This is a genomic window from Dokdonella sp., from assembly GCF_035703485.1.
Lineage (GTDB): Bacteria > Pseudomonadota > Gammaproteobacteria > Xanthomonadales > Rhodanobacteraceae > Dokdonella.
Window position 1 is genome coordinate 1 of the sequence record NZ_DASSYD010000026.1, and the last position, 16,501, is coordinate 16,501.

Genomic DNA, 16,501 nt, shown 5'->3' on the forward strand with positions numbered 1-16,501 from the left:
AACAATCGGTTAGGCGACACCTGTCTGCGCGCAGCTCTTTGTTGCGCTGGCTTGAAGCACGGCCAGTGCATCTGCGCCAGCGCGCCGCGATCTGCACGCAGACTGGCGTCGTGACGATTGCGCCACTTGATCAGCGTTGCCTTAAAATCCAGGCATGAATCAGATAGACAAGCGGCCGCGCGCCATATTTCTCATGGGGCCCACGGCATCCGGCAAGACCGCACTGGCTTGCGAACTGGCGGCGCGTTACCCGATCGATTTGATCAGCGTCGATTCCGCGCTCGTCTATCGAGGCATGGATATCGGCACGGCCAAACCGGACGCGACGATGCTCGAGCAATTTCCGCATCGGCTTGTCGATATCCGCGATCCGTTGCAGGCCTACTCGGCGGCCGAGTTCAGGGATGATGCGCTGGCCGAGCTCGGTCGAATCAGCGATCAGGGGCGGATTGCGCTTCTGGTCGGCGGCACCGGATTGTATTTTCGAGCCCTTGAGCGCGGCCTTTCACCACTCCCGCAGGCGGATCAGGTGCTGCGTCTGCAACTTGCCCGTGAAGCGGTGCAGAAAGGCAAGGGGCACATGCATGCGCGACTTGCCGAACTGGATCCGGCGAGTGCTGCGCGACTCAACGTCAATGACAGCCAGCGTGTGCAGCGCGCCCTCGAAGTCATTGCCTTGAGCGGCCGGCCCATGTCGGATCTTCAGGGCGCGCTACGGCCACGACCTCCGTACCGCATACTCAAGCTGGCATTGATGCCATCGGACCGGGCACCCTTGCGCGCCCGCATTGCCGAGCGTTTCGATGCCATGCTCGACCACGGTTTTATCGAGGAACTCAAAACCTTGCGCAAACTGGCGGGTTGGTCGGACGAGCTGCCTTCAATGCGCGCTGTCGGCTATCGACAAGGCTGGGCCTTCCTCGATGGCAACTGCAATCTCGAAACGTTCCGCATGGCGGCAATTCATGCCACGCGTCAACTGGCCAAGCGCCAGGTCACCTGGTTGCGCTCCGAGCTCAATGCGCTGATGTTTGATCCCGATGCGGAATCGACGAGTCGAAGAATCAAATCGGCCGTTGGCGCCTTTCTTGATGACTGAAACTGTTACCTGATCGGCGTTCTATTCAGGCAGGCATTGGTTTAAGATCCCCCCTTGTTGCCGAAACACCCAAGGGCCAGACTTGCAGTCGTCTGGTCGAGCCGCAATGGCCTGGGCGTTTTTCTTTCGGCTTGGGGCGAGTCACAGGAGAATAATAATGTCCAAAGGACAGTCGCTGCAGGATCCCTTTCTCAATGCGCTTCGACGCGAACGCGTGCCGGTATCGATCTATCTGGTCAATGGCATCAAACTGCAAGGTACGGTCGAATCTTTCGACCAATTCGTCGTCCTGCTGCGCAATACGGTCAGTCAGATGGTCTACAAGCACGCCATATCGACCGTTGTGCCGAGTCGCAACGTGCGTATAGCCGGCCCGGACGAAGCCGACATCAGCGAATCCAACGAACCCGAGTAAATCGAAAATCGAACTGTTTGATCGATCAAAAAAGGGCGAGCGTGCCTTGCTTCTGCAAGCGCAGGCTCCCGGACAGCACGATCCGGCCTTGCTCGAAGAATTTGCGGAACTCGCTCGTTCAGCGGGCGCGACCGTGGTCGGCACCCTGAGTGCGCGCCTCGAACGCCCGAACCCGCGTTATTTTGTCGGCACCGGCAAAGCTGATGAGCTGAGAGATCACAAGATCGCGCTCGACGCCGATCTGATCCTGGTCAATCACGCATTGACGCCGGTGCAGGAGCGAAATCTCGAAAAACTGACCGAGTGCCGGGTCGTCGACCGCACCGGTCTGATCCTCGATATCTTTGCTCAGCGCGCGCGCTCACATGACGGCAAATTGCAAGTCGAGCTGGCCCAGCTCAGGCACATGTCGACCCGGCTCGTGCGCGGCTGGACACATCTTGAGCGCCAGCGTGGTGGTGCGATTGGTTTGCGTGGTCCAGGCGAGACCCAGCTCGAAATTGATCGCCGCCTGCTCAATCTGCGCGTCAAGCAACTGCAGAAGCGCCTGGACAAGGTCGAAGTCCAGCGTAGTCAGGCGCGACGCTCGCGTGAGCGCAGTGCACTGCCAGTGGTTGCCCTGGTCGGCTATACGAACGCCGGCAAATCAACCTTGTTCAATGCGATGACCGGTGCCGGCGTTTACGCGGCCGACAAGCTCTTTGCCACACTGGATCCGACCCTGCGCCGCATCGACGGCCTCGATTGCGGGCCCATTGTGCTCGCCGATACCGTGGGCTTCATCCGCGATCTGCCGCATGATCTGGTCGCCGCGTTCCGCTCGACCCTGGCCGAGGCGCGCGAAGCGGATCTGCTTCTTCATGTCATCGATGCCTCTGATCCTGAGCGCGATACAAGAGTCGCCGATGTCGAAAACGTGCTCGCAGAAATCGGTGCGGCCGATTTGCCTCAGGTGCTGGTCTTCAACAAGATCGATTTGCTCGAATCCGACGTCGCGCGGGTCGAGCACCACGAGCGCGAAGGTTCCCTGCGCGCATGGGTTTCGGCCCGTGACGGTACTGGCATTGAATCGCTGCTGGACGCCATTGGCCAGGCCCTTTCCAGTGAACGAATCCACCGGGTCGTCGAGATGCCGGCGACCTCGGGGCGCTTGCGCGCACGGCTGCATGAGCTCGGCCTGGTGACCTCTGAGGTGGCTGGGGATGAGGGCTGGCGGATCGAGATCGATGCACCCCGATCGCGAATCGAACCCTTGTTCGGATTGCCTGACGGGCAGGGTGACTGGTTGAAAGCGGCTTTGGCAGCCGCAGATTGACTCATGCGCAGGCATCGCGGCAGATCTCGTGCCGCCAGCGCAGGGATTCAGAGGCTCCCTTACTTGCCCCAAATGATGGGGCTACCTACAATCGATTCGACAATTCACAACCTTGAAGTGCCAGCGTGGCAGTCCCGCCACGGCTTTTCGTTGAAGCAGGTGCTCGGCAAACCCTCCCTACCTTTCGTGTCTTCCCCCGGGAAAGCACTTGCAGGCGGCGCGAGGATGTTCAAACAGGAATAGTTCAATGGCTTGGAATGAACCCGGTGGCGGCAAGCAACGCGACCCATGGCGCGACAACAAGGATGGTGGCGGCAAGAATGATCTTGACGACGCCATCAATCGCCTCAAGGAGATGTTCGGCGGTTTGTTTGGTGGCGGTGGCGGCGGTAGCAACAGTGGCTCGGGCAGCAAGCGGAGCGGCAGTGGCGGGGCGATCATGGCCATCATCGGCCTGCTGATCGCCTGGGTGCTGTTTGACTCGTTCGCCCAGATTGATGCCCGGCAACAGGGCGTCGTGCTTCGCTTCGGCGAGTACACGCGGACGATGCCACCCGGCTTCAACCTGAAATGGCCGCGACCGGTCGAATCGGTGACCAAGGTGGATGCGACCCAGATCCGGGCCGTGTCCGACACCGTACGCATGCTCACGCGGGATGAGAATATCGTCCAGGTCGAGTTCAACGTGCAGTACCTGGTCGATAATCCAACCTTGTTCCTGTATTCGACACGTGATCCCGACGAGACCCTCAAGCAGGCCGCAGAGAGCGCCGTGCGCGAAGTCATCGGCACCAGCGTCCTCGATGCGATCATGCCGGACCAAAGAGTTGAGCCGGAGGAAGGCGCAGCCCCCGTCGTCAATCCGAGCGCGGAACTCGCCCTGCAGTCGAAGAAGGTCGTTCAGCAAACCCTGGAGCGTTACAACGCCGGTTTGCTGGTGACCGAGCTCAACTTCCAGAATGTGCGTCCACCACAGGAGGTCAAGGAATCGTTCGATGACGCCATCAGCGCGCGTGAGGATCGCCAGCGTGCGAGCAATATTGCCGATGCCTACGCCAAGCGTGTGGTCCCGGAAGCACGCGGTGAAGCCGCGCGCATTCTTGCCGAGGCCATGGGTTACAAGGCCGAGCGCATCGCCAAGGCACAAGGTGATGCCGAGCGTTTCAATCTGATCGCCAGCGAATATCGCGCTGCACCCGAGGTCACGCGCAAGCGTTTGTATATCGAAACCATGCAGGATGTGGTCAGCAGCACGCCCAAGGTGATCGACTTCACTGGCGGCAGGAACCTGCTGCAGATTCCTGTTCCGGGGCAGTCTGCTCCAGCTGACTTGCCGGCGACCACGGCGGCGGCGGCAAGTTCATCTACGACGACCAGCGAACCGAGCAAGGGGAGGAACTGACATGCGTCCAATCATCAGCATCATCATGGCTGCGCTCATCCTGCTCGGCATCAACAGCGTGTTCATCGTTTCCGAAGGCCAGACTGCGATCCTGCTGCAATTCGGCCGCATCATCGAGTCGGGTTTCAAGCCGGGACTGCATTTCAAGCTGCCGCTGGTGCAGCAGGCGTTGCGTTTTGATCGGCGTCTGCAAACCCTCGATGCCGCTGCGGAACGCTATCTGACCTCGGAAAAGAAGGATGTCAGCGTTGACTTCGTGGTCAAGTGGAAGATCTCCGATTCATCGAAGTTCTATACCGCTGTGGCGGGTGATCAATCTCGCGCCCAACAGCGATTGGCGCCGATCGTCAAGGATGGCATGCGAACCGCAATCAACTCGCGCACGCTGAAGGAAGTGGTCTCGAGTGCGCGTTCCGATCTGACCGATTCACTCGTGCAGACCGCGAACAAGGCCGCAATGAATCTCGGTATCGAAATTATCGACGTGCGCATCAAGCGGGTCGACTTGCCCGAAGAGAGCTCGGTGCTGCGTTCGGTCTATGAGCGCATGCGCTCGGAACGAAAGCAGGTCGCCGATGCACTGCGTGCGGAAGGTAACGAGGCTGCTGAACGCATTCGCTCGGATGCCGATCGCCAGGTCCAGGTGATCAAGGCCGAAGCCTATCGCGAGGCACAGACCGGGCGCGGCGCGGGTGATGCAGAAGCGGCAAAAATCTATGCGTCATCCTATGGCAAGGATGCCGAGTTCTACGCGTTCTATCGGAGCCTCGAAGCCTATCGGGAAGCGTTCAAACCATCCAATGGCGTGCTCGTACTCGATCCGAAATCGGAATTCCTGCACTACCTGCAAGACAGCAAGTAGCGAGCCGGGATTACTCATGAACGACACGCGCCCTCGCTTGGCCCTTGAATCCACACGACATTTCGCTCAATCGGCGATAGAACCCGCCATCACCGCAATTGCGAAAAGTCGTGTGAATCCAATGTCCTGCGCGATCATCGCGCGTATTCATGAATAGTCCGAGTTAGGGATGCCAATCGAGCTGACCGCCGCGCTGTGTCTGGTGCTGGTTATCGAGGGTCTGGTCCTTTTTGCCATGCCGGGATCGTGGAAGCGCATGGCTGAAAAGCTCCAGCAGATCGATGAACGCAGCTTGCGCATCGTCGGCGGGGTCATGGTGGTGATTGGTTTGATTGCCTTGAAGTTGGTGCATTGAAGGCGGCGAGTGGGGAGTGGGAAGTAAAAAAAGCCAAAGCAAGATGCCGCAGATTGCCTCTCAGCTTTTGCTTTCCAATTTCCCACTCCCCACTCCCCACTCCCCACTCCCGTATTAAAGACATCGCCCCATAGCGGGGTCCGACAACGAAATGAGAATGACATGGGTAAATCAGTCGTAATTCTGGGTGCGCAATGGGGTGACGAAGGCAAGGGCAAGATTGTTGATCTGCTCACCGAACGCGTCGGCATTGTTGCGCGCTTCCAGGGTGGCCATAACGCGGGTCATACCCTTGTCATCAACGGCAAGAAAACCGTTCTGCACCTGATCCCTTCAGGTATTTTGCGCGAGGGTTGCCAGTGCCTGATCGGCAATGGCGTGGTCCTCTCGCCGGCCGCGTTACGCAAGGAGATCAGCGAGCTTGAGGCTGAAGGTGTCGAGGTGCGTTCGCGCCTCAAGATCAGCCCGGCCACGCCGCTGATCATGCCGTATCACATCGCCGTGGATCAGGCCCGCGAGGTTGCTTCTGGTGCGAAAGCCATTGGCACTACGGGTCGCGGCATTGGTCCGGCTTACGAGGACAAGGTCGCGCGTCGGAGCATCCGTGTCGCCGATCTGATGTATCCGTCGGAATTGCCGGAAAAGGTGCGCACAGCGGTCGACTACCACAATTTCATCCTCACCCAATGGCTGAAGGTCGAGGGCGTCGACTACCAGAAGGTGCTCGATGAGGCGCTCGAATACAGCGAATACCTGCGTCCGATGATCGATGACGTATCGACCCTGCTGTACGAAGCACGCCAGCGGGGTGATCACATTCTCTATGAGGGCGCACAGGGCGCCTTGCTTGATATCGACCATGGCACCTATCCGTATGTAACCTCGTCGAATACCACGATTGGTGGTGCTCTGGCAGGAACCGGTGTCGGCGCCTCTGATATCGATTACGTGCTGGGTATCTGCAAGGCCTATGCAACCCGTGTTGGCAGTGGCCCGTTTCCGACCGAGCTGCATGACGAAATGGGTGAAGCCCTGCGCAAGCGCGGCAACGAATTTGGTGCCAGCACCGGGCGGCCGCGTCGTTGTGGCTGGATCGATCTGGTTGCACTCAAGCGCGCAACCCAGATCAACGCGATCAATGGCCTCGCCATCACCAAGCTCGATGTGCTCGACGGTTTGCCGACGATCAAGGTCTGCATCGCCTACGAATATCGTGGCAAGCGCCGCGATCTGGCCCCGCTCGATGCCGACGGCTGGGATGAGTGCAAGCCGGTCTATCTCGAATTCCCGGGCTGGGAAGAGCCGACCTCGGGCGTGCGTGACTGGAACAAGCTGCCAGCGGCGGCGCGCGCGTATTTGCGTGCGGTCGAGGAGCTGTCGGGTTGCCATCTGGCTCTGGTTGCGACCGGCGCGGACCGTGACGATACGATCGTGCTGCGCGATCCGTTTGCTTAAGAGCGGGGAGTAGGGAGTCGGGAGTCGGGAGTGGGTAGAGCAGGTTCGGCCAGGCTGAGTTTGCTCGATGTCTATTCGGCATTTCGAGCCTTGTTTCCTCGCTTGATTTCGGATTTCGGGCGAAAAAAAAACCGCCTTGCGGCGGTTTCTTTTCGATGTTGGTGCCCAGAAGAGGACTCGAACCTCCACGGGTCGCCCCGCTAGCACCTGAAGCTAGTGCGTCTACCAATTCCGCCACCTGGGCAATGCCTCGGTGCGCTGCACGCCACCGGGGGCGCGAAAGATACGTGGGCCGGTGCAGACTGTCAATGATTGCGCGCGCACAATGGTGCTGAATTCCACGCGCATGCTGAAAACAAACAATTCCCTGTCGCTGCCAATGAGCGCGCAGATCATACAAAGAAGGAGAACGCCTCGATGCGAAAGAAACCCAATGGAATGAAAAAAGGCGGTCCAGCGAAAGCCGGGCCAAAGAAGAATGCCAAGAAAAAATTGCCGCCATGGATGCCTGAATCCGCGAGCGCGCCTTCCAAACCCGTCAAGCGCGGCAAATCTGCCGCAGCGACGGGCCGAGACAAGCCGGTACCAAGTGCCGCTCGCGGGAAAGCCAAATCCGGCAAGTGGCAGGATCCGTTCGCCGGGCGCGAAGCGAAGCGCTACGAGAATCCGATTCCGAGCCGCGAAGCGATTCTGGCCTTGCTCACCGAGCAGGCATCGCTGATGAAGACCGAAGGCGTCGCTGCAGCGCTTGGCCTGCGCAGCGAGCAGGATGTCGATGCGCTGACCAAGCGACTGGCGGCCATGGTTCGCGATGGTCAGTTGCTGCAGAACCGACGGGGTGGCTATGGCGTCGCCGAGAAGCTCGGTCTGATTTCCGGCGTCGTGCTGGCCAATGCGGAAGGCTACGGATTCCTCAAGCCTGATGAAGGTGGCGAGGATCTGTACCTGTCACCGGCTCAGATGCGTGTTGTTCTGCATGGTGATCGGGTTCTTGGCAGCATTGTCGGCGTCGATCGACGCGGACGCCGTCAGGGTGCGATTGTCGAGGTCCTTGAACGCCGCACATCGCGCCTGGTGGGCCGTGTTGTCATTGAAGACGGGATCACCCTGGTTTCGCCCGATGATCGCCGGGTGAATCAGGACATCCTGATCCGGCCCGGTGATGAACAGGGTGCGCAGACAGGTCAGATCGTGATCGCCGAGATCACTGATCCGCCGACCCAGCATCGCGGTCCGAAGGGCCGCATCATTGCCGTACTCGGCGAACGTCTGACGCCTTCGATCATCGTCGAGATGGCCATTGCCAGTCACAATCTTCCACACGAGTGGCCGGCTCAGGTTAGCCAGCAGGCCGCCGACGTCGATCCCAGGGTTTTGGCATCGGAGATCAAGGGGCGGGTTGATTTGCGCTCGCTGCAACTGGTCACGATTGATGGTGAAGACGCGCGCGATTTCGACGACGCGGTCTATGCCGAGGCAAACGCGCAGGGATTCCGCCTGATCGTCGCGATCGCCGATGTTTCGCACTACGTGAGCGTCGGGACGCCGCTGGACGACGAGGCCTATCTGCGCTCGACCTCGGTGTATTTCCCCGGGTTTGTCGTGCCAATGCTGCCGGAGACGTTGTCGAACGGAATCTGTTCACTGAATCCGAAAGTTGATCGGCTGTGCATGGTCTGCGACATGCAGGTCAATCGCAGCGGCGAGGTGGTTACTTCGAAGTTCTATGAGGCCGTCATGCGCTCGCACGCACGTCTGACCTACAACAAGGTATGGGATGCCGTCGGCGAGAAGCTGGCCGATGCCCGCGACGAGATCGGTGAACTGATGCCGCGCATCGAGAGTTTGCATCAGCTCTACAAGCTGCTGGCCAAGGCGCGCAAGAAACGCGGCTCGATCGATTTCGAGAGTACCGAGGTCAAGTTCCGCCTGGCCGCTTCAGGTGAAGTCATCCAGCTCGGTTCCGAGCCGCGCAACGATGCCCACAAGCTGATTGAGGAATGCATGATCGCGGCCAATGTCGAGGCGGCGAAATTTCTGATCAACAAGCGGATTCCGGCACCGTATCGCGTGCATGAGCCGCCGCCGTCATCGAAATACGAGGATCTGCTCGAATTCCTCCGCGAATTCAAGTTGAAAATGCCGCCAGCCGCTGAGGTCAAACCGGCCGACTTTGCCGCGCTGCTCAAGAAAATACGCGATCGCCCGGATGTCAGCTTGATTGAATCGGTACTGTTGCGCTCGCAGAGCATGGCGGTTTATCAGCCAGAAAATACTGGCCATTTCGGCCTGGCCCTGGAGGCCTATGCGCATTTCACCTCGCCGATCCGGCGCTATCCCGATCTGCTCGTGCATCGTGCGATTCGTTACGCGCTTGCTGGTGGCAAGCCGGCCAACTACGAGTACTCACCGACGCAGATGGGTTCCATGTCGGTGCACTGCTCGCACAACGAACGGCGTGCCCAGGAGGCCGAGCGCGATGTTGACGAGCGTTACAAGTGCGCATGGATGGAAAAGCATGTCGGCAGCGAGTTTGATGGTGTAGTTTCCGGAGTCACCTCGTTTGGACTGTTTGTCGAGTTGAGCGAATCCAGGATCAATGGCCTCGTGCATATCACCCAATTGCCGAATGACTATTATCATTACGAACCGAAACGTCATCTGCTCAGCGGCGAACGTCGCGGACTCATATTCCGACTGGGCGATCAGGTGCGCATCCAGGTGCTGCGTGCAAGCCTGGAAGATCGCAAGATCGATTTCCGCCTGGTCGCCAGCGGCGACGATCGCGAAACGTAGGAAACCGTTCACGGGTGACCGTTTCACGATCCGCATCCCCTGGGCCTGTCAAACTGCATCATCGCAAGATGAGTGACAATGCGATTCTTGCACATCGTGGCTATGACCCAGCCGGGTCGATTTCTGGAGTATCCATGCATTCATGAGTACCGAATTACTGATTGGTATCCACTCCGTTGAAGCGGCGTTGAACTACGACGCGGAAAACATCACCGAGCTGTACGTCGAGTCGGGTCAGCAGAATCCCCGTGTGCGCGATCTCGCTGAGCGAGCGCGTGATCTGGGCATCAAGCCGCACGCGCGCGACAAGGCTGATCTTGAGCGCATGACTGGGGGTGGTCGCCATCAAGGTATCGCCGCGATGTACAAGACGCCGCCCGCGCGCAGCGAAAGTGAGTTGCCGGGGTTGATCGAAGCGGCCGGGCAGGATGCTCTGTTTCTGATTCTTGACGGGGTTACCGACCCGCATAATCTCGGCGCCTGCCTGCGCAGCGCTGAGGCCGCCGGTGTCACTGCCGTGATCGTGCCGAAGGACAAGGCGGCAGGTATCACGCCAACGGTGCGACGCGCCTCCGCCGGAGCTGCGGATCGTGTTCCGTTCTTTACCGCGACCAACCTTGCCCGCAGTTTGAAGGCACTCAAGGAAGCCGGGGTCTGGTTGACGGGCTTGGCCGGTGATGGCAAACAGTCCCTGTATGAAAGTGATTTCAAGGGCCCCGTGGGAATCGTCATTGGCAGCGAAGGCGAAGGCATGCGTCGATTGACGCGTGAAGCCTGTGACTTTGTCGCTGCAATACCGATGCGAGGCCGCGTCGAAAGTCTCAATGTTTCTGTCGCCACCGGTGTCGTGCTTTTCGAGGTATTGCGCCAACGCTCCTAAGCTCAGGGAACCCCGTATGCGACTGTCAGGGCTTGATCTGTTGCGAATCTTCGCCGCTGTGGCGTTGATGGTCGCTCACGCCGGATTCTGGCTGGCTCCATTCGGTATTGCAGATACGACGTGGATGTTCCTGGGTCACGTCAGTGTCGAATTGTTTCTGGTTGCGATGGGTTTCCTGGTCGCCCAGCATCTGTTCGCAACGGAACGGAAAGTACCTGTGCTGCGCAGCTGGGCGCGATCCGTGTTGCGCTTGTGGCCGCTTTACCTGGTGTTGCTGGTCGTGAATCTGATGCTGCTGCCAGCGGCGGAAGCGAGGCCGGATTGGGCCGCCTATCTGTTCCTGACCCAGAACCTCGCCTGGCCACATCCACATTTCTTCGGCGAGGCCTGGATTGTTGCCGCAGCAATGTTGGTACTGCTGATCGTGCCGGTGCTGTGCCGCGTGTTGCAACCACTGCGCTTTGTCGCTGGCAGTGCGGTCCTGCTCGGTTTGCTGGTGATGACCACGGTCCTGCGCGGCTGGCTGGTTATGGCAGGCAATCCGGCTTTCGACGAGGGTGTGCGCAAGGTTCTGATCATGCGCCTGGATCTACCGGTCTATGCGGTTCTCGCAGCCTGGCTGTGGGTGCATCGCTACGAGGTGATCATTCGCTGGCGCGCCGCGCTTGCCTTGCTCGGCGGCTGCATACTCGCCGCGACCGCCTGGGTACATTCGAGCATCCCTCTCGACCAATCGGTGAGCGCGGGGATCTTTCTGTTCGCATTGTGCGATGCAGCCTGGCTGATGCTGTTGCCGTGGGTCTGTGCCTTGCAGGTGCCCGAGCGTGTGGCCAGTCGATTGCAAGTACTTGCATCAAGCGCATTCGCCGGTTTGCTTACCTACATCACCATCCTGCGCTGTGCGTCAGTGCTGGGCGTGCCGCTGCATGCGACGGGCAAGCTCCAGGGTGTGCTGATGCTGTCATCCTTCATTCTGCTCGCCAGCGGGGTTGCGATTCTCGTTACCCTGCTTCTGGATCGCCCCTTGCTCGCTCTGCGCGAGCGCTGGCTGCCGCTGTCGGCGGATCATCGTGTACCAGTCGCGGAACGGTGACAGGATCGCCCGAAGCGGCCCGTTGAGGTTTTCTCCCGAATGCAATCCGGTCGCCGGGTATTCGCCTTTCTTCGGCTTCGTATAGGTTCCGAAGACAATGTCGAAGATCGGAAAGAAGGCGGCAAAATTTCGATCGGTGTGTTCGGGTTTGATTGAATGATGCAAACGATGCCATTGCGGCCCGGCAAGGATCGGAGTCAACGGGCCGAGCGGCAATCGCACGTTCATGTGCACAAAGTAGCCGAACACATTCATTGCCATGGCCAGCCAGCCAATCGTCACCGGCTTTTGCTGGAACAGCAGACCCATGGGCAGCAGGATCAACCAGACCCGAATCGGATCTTCCAGCCAGTGGTGGCGCAGCGTTGTCGTTACGTTTACCGATTGCTCGGAATGGTGCAGTTTGTGCAATGGCCAGGCAAATGCCAACGCGTGCTGACCGCGATGGAACCAGTAGTAGAAAAAATCATGGATGAAGAAAAATGCCGCAACCTGGGCGATCTGCCAACCCAGTGAATCAGGAAATGCGATGGGTATGGCCAGTCCGTAGTGCGCCACGATTGGCTGCATCAAACCCATCAGGGTGGGCATCACCAGATTGTTGAACAGAATCAGAAAGGCGATGTAGCCGAGATTGAACGCGATATTCGTTCGTGGCTGATCGCGCTCCGCCGGGAGCAGCGACTCGATCACCAGGCCGACAAGAAGGATGATGCCGATGATCTTTGCGTGGACCCAGGATTCGGCAAGCATGTCGAGAATCATTTGCGGCATGGAAAGCGCTTCACGTTGATGTGTGCGGGTGTTCTGGCAGCCCGTCCCACGTTGCTGGCTGAGGTCGAAAATCGCTTGGGTGAGGGCGAATGTCCGATGATTTGCAGGCCCATCGTGTTTGTCTGACTCAGGAAGAGGTGAAAAATTCAGCGGCTCAGTTGGATTGGCAGGCTAGTCGGCGGGGCGGGCTTGTCCAGGCCCGGAAAACCCATGCCCGAATGCCAATGATGACGACATCGAGACTGATCTCCAAATCTTGGCCTGCACAAAATCCGAATTCGCGATACCTTACCCAAGTTGTGCTTCTATACGGGCTTGCGCGGAACGCGCTTGGCAGGACAGACTTCAGAGCAGAAATTGCTTGTGCCACAGGGGTGACAGAATGATCCGCATCGTCCTCGTTGACGACCATGAACTTGTGCGTACCGGCTTTCGACTGATTCTTGAGCAGCAGGCGGATATCGAAGTAGTCGGTGAGGCCTCCGATGGCGAGCAAGGGATCGTCCTGCTGAAAAAGTTGAAACCGGATCTGGCCCTTGTCGACGTGCACATGCCGGGTGTAAGCGGCATTGAAGTGACTGAGCGGGTACGCAAGCTCAAGCTGAAAACCAGGATTATCATCGTCACAATGGTCAGCGAAGCGCCGTTTCCACGGCGTTTGATCGAAGCCGGCGCGAGTGGCTACATCACCAAATCCTGTGCCGCTCCTGATCTTTTGCGTGCGGTACGCCAGGTTTCCAATGGCCGACGTTATCTCGCTCCCGGTATCGCCGAGGCCATGGCGCTTGGATCAATCGACAATCATGGTCAGTCACCTTTTGAAGAGCTGTCATCTCGAGAGCTTGAGGTTGCGTTGATGCTTGCACGCGGCCAACCGATGCCGGTGATTGCGGAATTGCTCAATCTGAGTTCGAAAACCGTGGCGACCTACAAATATCGATTGTTCGAAAAGCTCAATATCGACAACTCGGTTACTCTGGCACATCTGGCGGGGTTGCACGGTCTGCTCGATGCCAAGTGAAGTCGCGGCGAGAAGTAAATCCCGGTTCGATCAGCTCCGAACAAGTCCCTGCGGCAATTGCATCGTCAGACAATGCAGGCTGCCGTTCTGCCAGATCAGTGAACGACAGGGAATCTGCACGATCTCGCGGCCTGGGTGAGCGCGGCCGATGATGCGCGCAGCTTCGTCATCGGAACTGTCGCCATAGGCAGGTACCAGCACGGCGCCATTGATGATCAGATAGTTCGCATACGAAGCGGCGAGTCGGCGCCCCTCATCGGTGATCGGTTTCGGCCAGGGCAGGGCGTGCAACGTGTAAGGTTTGCCGGCCACGGTGCGCAAACCTTGCAGTTCGCCGGCCATGCGCTGGAGTTCGTTGTAGTGGCTGTCGGCCGGGTCATCGCAGGCCTGGAACACGATCGTGTCGTCGGGCGCCAGGCGCGCAAGCGTATCGATATGCGCGTCGGTGTCATCGCCTTCGAGATAGCCGTAATCAAGCCAGAGCACGCGCTCGGCGGCCAGTGTGTCGAGCAAGGTCGATGTGATCTGCTCGCGGCTGAGATCCGGGTGACGCAGATGCAGGCACTTCCAGGTGGTCAGGATCGTGCCTTTTCCATCGGATTCGATCGCACCGCCTTCCAGGGCCCAGTCGATATGCCGATGTTTGGCATCGACGAACAGCTTGCGTGCAATCAACTCACTGACGATGCGGTCGTCGAGGCTGGCCTCGAACTTGCCGCCCCAGCCGGTGAAGCGGAAATCGTTGAGAGTGAAACCCGAGCCATCAATCAACGTGATTGGCCCGGAATCACGCAGCCAGGTATCGTCGTAGGCGACTTCAACGAAACGGACGCGAGCGCTGTCGATTGATTGTGGCGCGAGAACCGCTTCTGCGCGCCGGCGCACATCGTCATTGGCGACAAGGATGATCGCGGTCTGGAAGCGTGCAATTCCCGCGATCAGTGCGGAGCAGGTCGCCTCGACCGATTCGAGCCGGGCGGCCCAATCGGTTCCGCGATGCGGCCAGGCAACAAGAATCGCCGCCTGCGGCTCCCATTCGGCCGGCAGGCGCGGTTTCACATCAGTCATGGGTCAAACTTCTTGGTCAGGCGCCATCGCGAACGCTGTGGATCACGATGTTCTTCTCGAAATAGACAGTAAAACCGTCGTACTGCCAGCGATTGATGACCGGGTGCAGCGGTGTGTCGCCTCCGGCGGGAGGCAATTTGGCTTGCGGTGCACCAAAGCGGCTTTCAACCTGGGACATGTTCAAGCCACGTTCCGGCGCGCGAATGGCGCGGACATCGGTCTTCTCCAGCATCACGGTGTCGGCATGGACGACCGGGATGGCCGCAAACAGGCCGGAAACAAGCAGTGTGCTACCGAGAACAAACTTCAAGTTCATCTCCGAACCTCCTGATCTGAATGGATGAATTCCCAACAGGACGCAGTTTTAACAGAAGCGCCGCCTGAGTTCCATTGCGCTCTGCACACAATGCGCTCAAGTTGATGCAGCGGAGGACCAATCAAGGCTCTTTACAACGCAAAAGGCCGCTTGCGCGGCCTTTTGACGTCAATCTGCAGCGAATCGCTTAGCGCTGGCGCGCCTTGAAACGCGGATTGCTCTTGCAGATCACGAAAACCTTGCCGCGGCGGCGCACGATCTTGCAATCGCGATGGCGGGACTTGGCAGACTTGAGCGAAGAAAGCACTTTCATTGGGAACCTCGGAGCGAACGGGCTGGAGCAAAGCGCGCAAGTATAGCGATCTGTTGCAGACCTTGTAAAGTCATGGCCGGGGCTTGTTCTGTGCGCATACGCACCGATCTTTGAGCTGCCAATAAGATTGCGACTGGAGACACATGCTTCCCGAACTGAAATTCGACAATGCACTGATCCGCGAGTTGCCCGGAGATCGGCAGCAAGGCGCGCAGGTTCGCGAGGTTCGTGATGCCGCGTTTTCGCATGTCTCGCCGACCCGGGTCAGCGCACCGCGCCTGATTGCCTACTCTTCCGAAATGGCGAATGAGCTCGGATTTTCGGGAGATAGCGTCAATTCCAAGCACTTTGCCGATGTTTTCAGTGGAAATGCCTTGCTCGACGGCATGCAAGCGCATGCCGCCAATTATGGCGGACACCAGTTTGGTCACTGGGCGGGTCAGCTTGGAGATGGCCGGGCGATCTCGCTCGGTGAGGTCGTCAATCGGCAAGGGCGGCGTTGGGAGTTGCAGCTCAAGGGCGCAGGCACGACGCCGTACTCGCGCGGCGCCGATGGCCGCGCGGTATTGCGCTCCTCGGTGCGGGAGTTTCTCTGTAGCGAAGCCATGCACCATCTCGGCGTGCCGACAACACGCGCACTCAGCCTCGTTGCAACCGGCGATGAGGTCGTTCGCGACATGTTTTATGACGGCCACCCGGCGCCCGAAACCGGCGCCATCGTTTGTCGCGTCTCGCCTTCGTTCATCCGTTTCGGCAATTTCGAACTGCCGTCGTCACGCGGTGAAACCGGATTGCTCAACCAGCTGATCGACTTCACCATTCGCCGGGATTTTCCGGAACTCAAGGGCGAGGCAGAAACCCTGCGTGGCGACTGGTTCGCCGAGGTCTGCGCACGCACCGCGACAATGATCGCGCACTGGATGCGGGTTGGTTTCGTGCATGGGGTGATGAACACCGACAACATGTCGATTCTCGGGTTGACCATCGATTACGGCCCGTATGGCTGGATCGACAATTTCGATCCGGACTGGACGCCGAATACGACCGACCGGCAGAACCGCCGTTACCGCTTCGGCCAGCAAGCCCAGATCGCGCACTGGAACCTGGCAGCCCTGGCCCAGGCACTGGCTCCCGCGTTCGGCTCGGTCGAGCCGTTGCAGGCGGGATTGCAGCGCTACATCGAGACCTACACGGTAGCCGATCGCGCGAATATCGCGGCCAAGCTCGGCTTGCTCGAATGCCGTGATGAAGATGTCGCCCTGATGCAGGATTTATACGAGTTGATGACTGCCGCCGAAATCGACATGACGATCTTCTTTTGGTTGCTGTCGGATCTC

15 protein-coding genes, 1 tRNA gene and 1 pseudogene are annotated in these 16,501 nt (G+C 59.1%); 12 read left to right on the top strand and 5 right to left on the bottom strand.

Features of this window, described 5'->3' with window-relative positions; genetic code table 11:
• Positions 1-154: 154 nt before the first annotated feature.
• From miaA to VFN25_RS02200, 7 genes are all read left to right on the top strand, one after another.
• The gene (miaA, locus tag VFN25_RS02170; RefSeq protein WP_325138338.1) at positions 155-1,099 is read left to right on the top strand and encodes a tRNA (adenosine(37)-N6)-dimethylallyltransferase MiaA; all 945 of its coding nucleotides are present in this window, start codon (positions 155-157) and stop codon (positions 1,097-1,099) included.
• 157 nt (positions 1,100-1,256) lie between these two features.
• Complete coding sequence (gene hfq, locus VFN25_RS02175) at positions 1,257-1,514, top strand: RNA chaperone Hfq (protein ID WP_325138340.1); 258 nt, start codon at positions 1,257-1,259, stop codon at positions 1,512-1,514.
• A 13-nt stretch (positions 1,515-1,527) separates the two neighbouring features.
• Positions 1,528-2,829 (top strand): ribosome rescue GTPase HflX, encoded by a 1,302-nt coding sequence (gene hflX, locus VFN25_RS02180; protein WP_325138371.1) that lies wholly within the window; start codon positions 1,528-1,530, stop codon positions 2,827-2,829.
• Between the two features lie 247 nt (positions 2,830-3,076).
• A complete protein-coding gene (hflK, locus tag VFN25_RS02185) occupies positions 3,077-4,231 on the top strand; it encodes an FtsH protease activity modulator HflK (RefSeq protein WP_325138342.1) in 1,155 nt (384 codons plus the stop codon).
• 1 nt (position 4,232) lies between these two features.
• Entirely contained in the window at positions 4,233-5,093 is an 861-nt protein-coding gene (gene hflC / locus VFN25_RS02190) for a protease modulator HflC (RefSeq protein WP_325138344.1), read from the top strand.
• A 169-nt stretch (positions 5,094-5,262) separates the two neighbouring features.
• Positions 5,263-5,448 carry a DUF2065 domain-containing protein gene (locus tag VFN25_RS02195; protein ID WP_325138347.1) on the top strand — a complete coding sequence of 62 codons (186 nt, stop codon included), beginning with the start codon at positions 5,263-5,265 and terminating at the stop codon, positions 5,446-5,448.
• 162 nt (positions 5,449-5,610) lie between these two features.
• Positions 5,611-6,903 carry an adenylosuccinate synthase gene (locus tag VFN25_RS02200; RefSeq protein ID WP_325138349.1) on the top strand — a complete coding sequence of 431 codons (1,293 nt, stop codon included), beginning with the start codon at positions 5,611-5,613 and terminating at the stop codon, positions 6,901-6,903.
• Positions 6,904-7,062: 159 nt separating this feature from the next.
• Here the strand turns inward: VFN25_RS02200 and VFN25_RS02205 are convergent.
• Positions 7,063-7,147 (bottom strand) — tRNA-Leu (locus VFN25_RS02205).
• Positions 7,148-7,320: 173 nt separating this feature from the next.
• On the opposite strand from VFN25_RS02205, the gene rnr reads away from it, so the two are divergent.
• From rnr to VFN25_RS02220, 3 genes are all read left to right on the top strand, one after another.
• The gene (gene rnr, locus VFN25_RS02210; protein WP_414648829.1) at positions 7,321-9,699 is read left to right on the top strand and encodes a ribonuclease R; all 2,379 of its coding nucleotides are present in this window, start codon (positions 7,321-7,323) and stop codon (positions 9,697-9,699) included.
• Positions 9,700-9,841: 142 nt separating this feature from the next.
• Entirely contained in the window at positions 9,842-10,579 is a 738-nt protein-coding gene (gene rlmB / locus VFN25_RS02215; RefSeq protein WP_325138351.1) for a 23S rRNA (guanosine(2251)-2'-O)-methyltransferase RlmB, read from the top strand.
• 16 nt (positions 10,580-10,595) lie between these two features.
• Positions 10,596-11,672 (top strand): acyltransferase family protein, encoded by a 1,077-nt coding sequence (locus VFN25_RS02220; protein WP_325138353.1) that lies wholly within the window; start codon positions 10,596-10,598, stop codon positions 11,670-11,672.
• 96 nt (positions 11,673-11,768) lie between these two features.
• Here the strand turns inward: VFN25_RS02220 and VFN25_RS02225 are convergent.
• Positions 11,769-12,446 (bottom strand): annotated as a pseudogene (locus VFN25_RS02225) (sterol desaturase family protein); the annotation flags it as partial.
• Positions 12,447-12,828: 382 nt separating this feature from the next.
• Between VFN25_RS02225 and VFN25_RS02230 the strand changes: the two are divergent.
• Positions 12,829-13,467: a response regulator gene (locus VFN25_RS02230; RefSeq protein WP_325138355.1), complete on the top strand. Its 639-nt coding sequence runs from the start codon at positions 12,829-12,831 to the stop codon at positions 13,465-13,467.
• Between the two features lie 30 nt (positions 13,468-13,497).
• Here VFN25_RS02230 and VFN25_RS02235 read toward each other — a convergent pair whose 3' ends face one another.
• From VFN25_RS02235 to ykgO, 3 genes are all read right to left on the bottom strand, one after another.
• A complete protein-coding gene (locus VFN25_RS02235) occupies positions 13,498-14,535 on the bottom strand; it encodes an agmatine deiminase family protein (RefSeq protein ID WP_325138357.1) in 1,038 nt (345 codons plus the stop codon).
• A gap of 16 nt (positions 14,536-14,551) precedes the next feature.
• A complete protein-coding gene (locus tag VFN25_RS02240; protein ID WP_325138360.1) occupies positions 14,552-14,851 on the bottom strand; it encodes a hypothetical protein in 300 nt (99 codons plus the stop codon).
• A 187-nt stretch (positions 14,852-15,038) separates the two neighbouring features.
• On the bottom strand, positions 15,039-15,164 hold the full coding sequence (gene ykgO, locus VFN25_RS02245) for a type B 50S ribosomal protein L36 (RefSeq protein ID WP_092410730.1): 126 nt from the start codon (positions 15,162-15,164) through the stop codon (positions 15,039-15,041).
• A gap of 143 nt (positions 15,165-15,307) precedes the next feature.
• On the opposite strand from ykgO, the gene VFN25_RS02250 reads away from it, so the two are divergent.
• Positions 15,308-16,501, top strand: a 1,194-nt coding sequence (locus VFN25_RS02250; protein ID WP_325138369.1) for a protein adenylyltransferase SelO, incomplete at its 3' end; no start/stop codon positions are given.

What these genes read in the sequence shown, in the direction of transcription:
- VFN25_RS02230 (WP_325138355.1), top strand. Translation starts at nt 12,829, where the DNA reads ATGATCCGCATCGTCCTCGTTGACGACCATGAACTTGTGCGTACCGGC.
- rlmB (WP_325138351.1), top strand. Translation starts at nt 9,842, where the DNA reads ATGAGTACCGAATTACTGATTGGTATCCACTCCGTTGAAGCGGCGTTG.
- VFN25_RS02240 (WP_325138360.1), bottom strand. Translation starts at nt 14,851, where the DNA reads ATGAACTTGAAGTTTGTTCTCGGTAGCACACTGCTTGTTTCCGGCCTG.
- VFN25_RS02195 (WP_325138347.1), top strand. Translation starts at nt 5,263, where the DNA reads ATGCCAATCGAGCTGACCGCCGCGCTGTGTCTGGTGCTGGTTATCGAG.
- VFN25_RS02200 (WP_325138349.1), top strand. Translation starts at nt 5,611, where the DNA reads ATGGGTAAATCAGTCGTAATTCTGGGTGCGCAATGGGGTGACGAAGGC.
- miaA (WP_325138338.1), top strand. Translation starts at nt 155, where the DNA reads ATGAATCAGATAGACAAGCGGCCGCGCGCCATATTTCTCATGGGGCCC.
- hflK (WP_325138342.1), top strand. Translation starts at nt 3,077, where the DNA reads ATGGCTTGGAATGAACCCGGTGGCGGCAAGCAACGCGACCCATGGCGC.
- hflC (WP_325138344.1), top strand. Translation starts at nt 4,233, where the DNA reads ATGCGTCCAATCATCAGCATCATCATGGCTGCGCTCATCCTGCTCGGC.
- hfq (WP_325138340.1), top strand. Translation starts at nt 1,257, where the DNA reads ATGTCCAAAGGACAGTCGCTGCAGGATCCCTTTCTCAATGCGCTTCGA.
- VFN25_RS02220 (WP_325138353.1), top strand. Translation starts at nt 10,596, where the DNA reads ATGCGACTGTCAGGGCTTGATCTGTTGCGAATCTTCGCCGCTGTGGCG.
- rnr (WP_414648829.1), top strand. Translation starts at nt 7,321, where the DNA reads ATGCGAAAGAAACCCAATGGAATGAAAAAAGGCGGTCCAGCGAAAGCC.
- VFN25_RS02235 (WP_325138357.1), bottom strand. Translation starts at nt 14,535, where the DNA reads ATGACTGATGTGAAACCGCGCCTGCCGGCCGAATGGGAGCCGCAGGCG.
- ykgO (WP_092410730.1), bottom strand. Translation starts at nt 15,164, where the DNA reads ATGAAAGTGCTTTCTTCGCTCAAGTCTGCCAAGTCCCGCCATCGCGAT.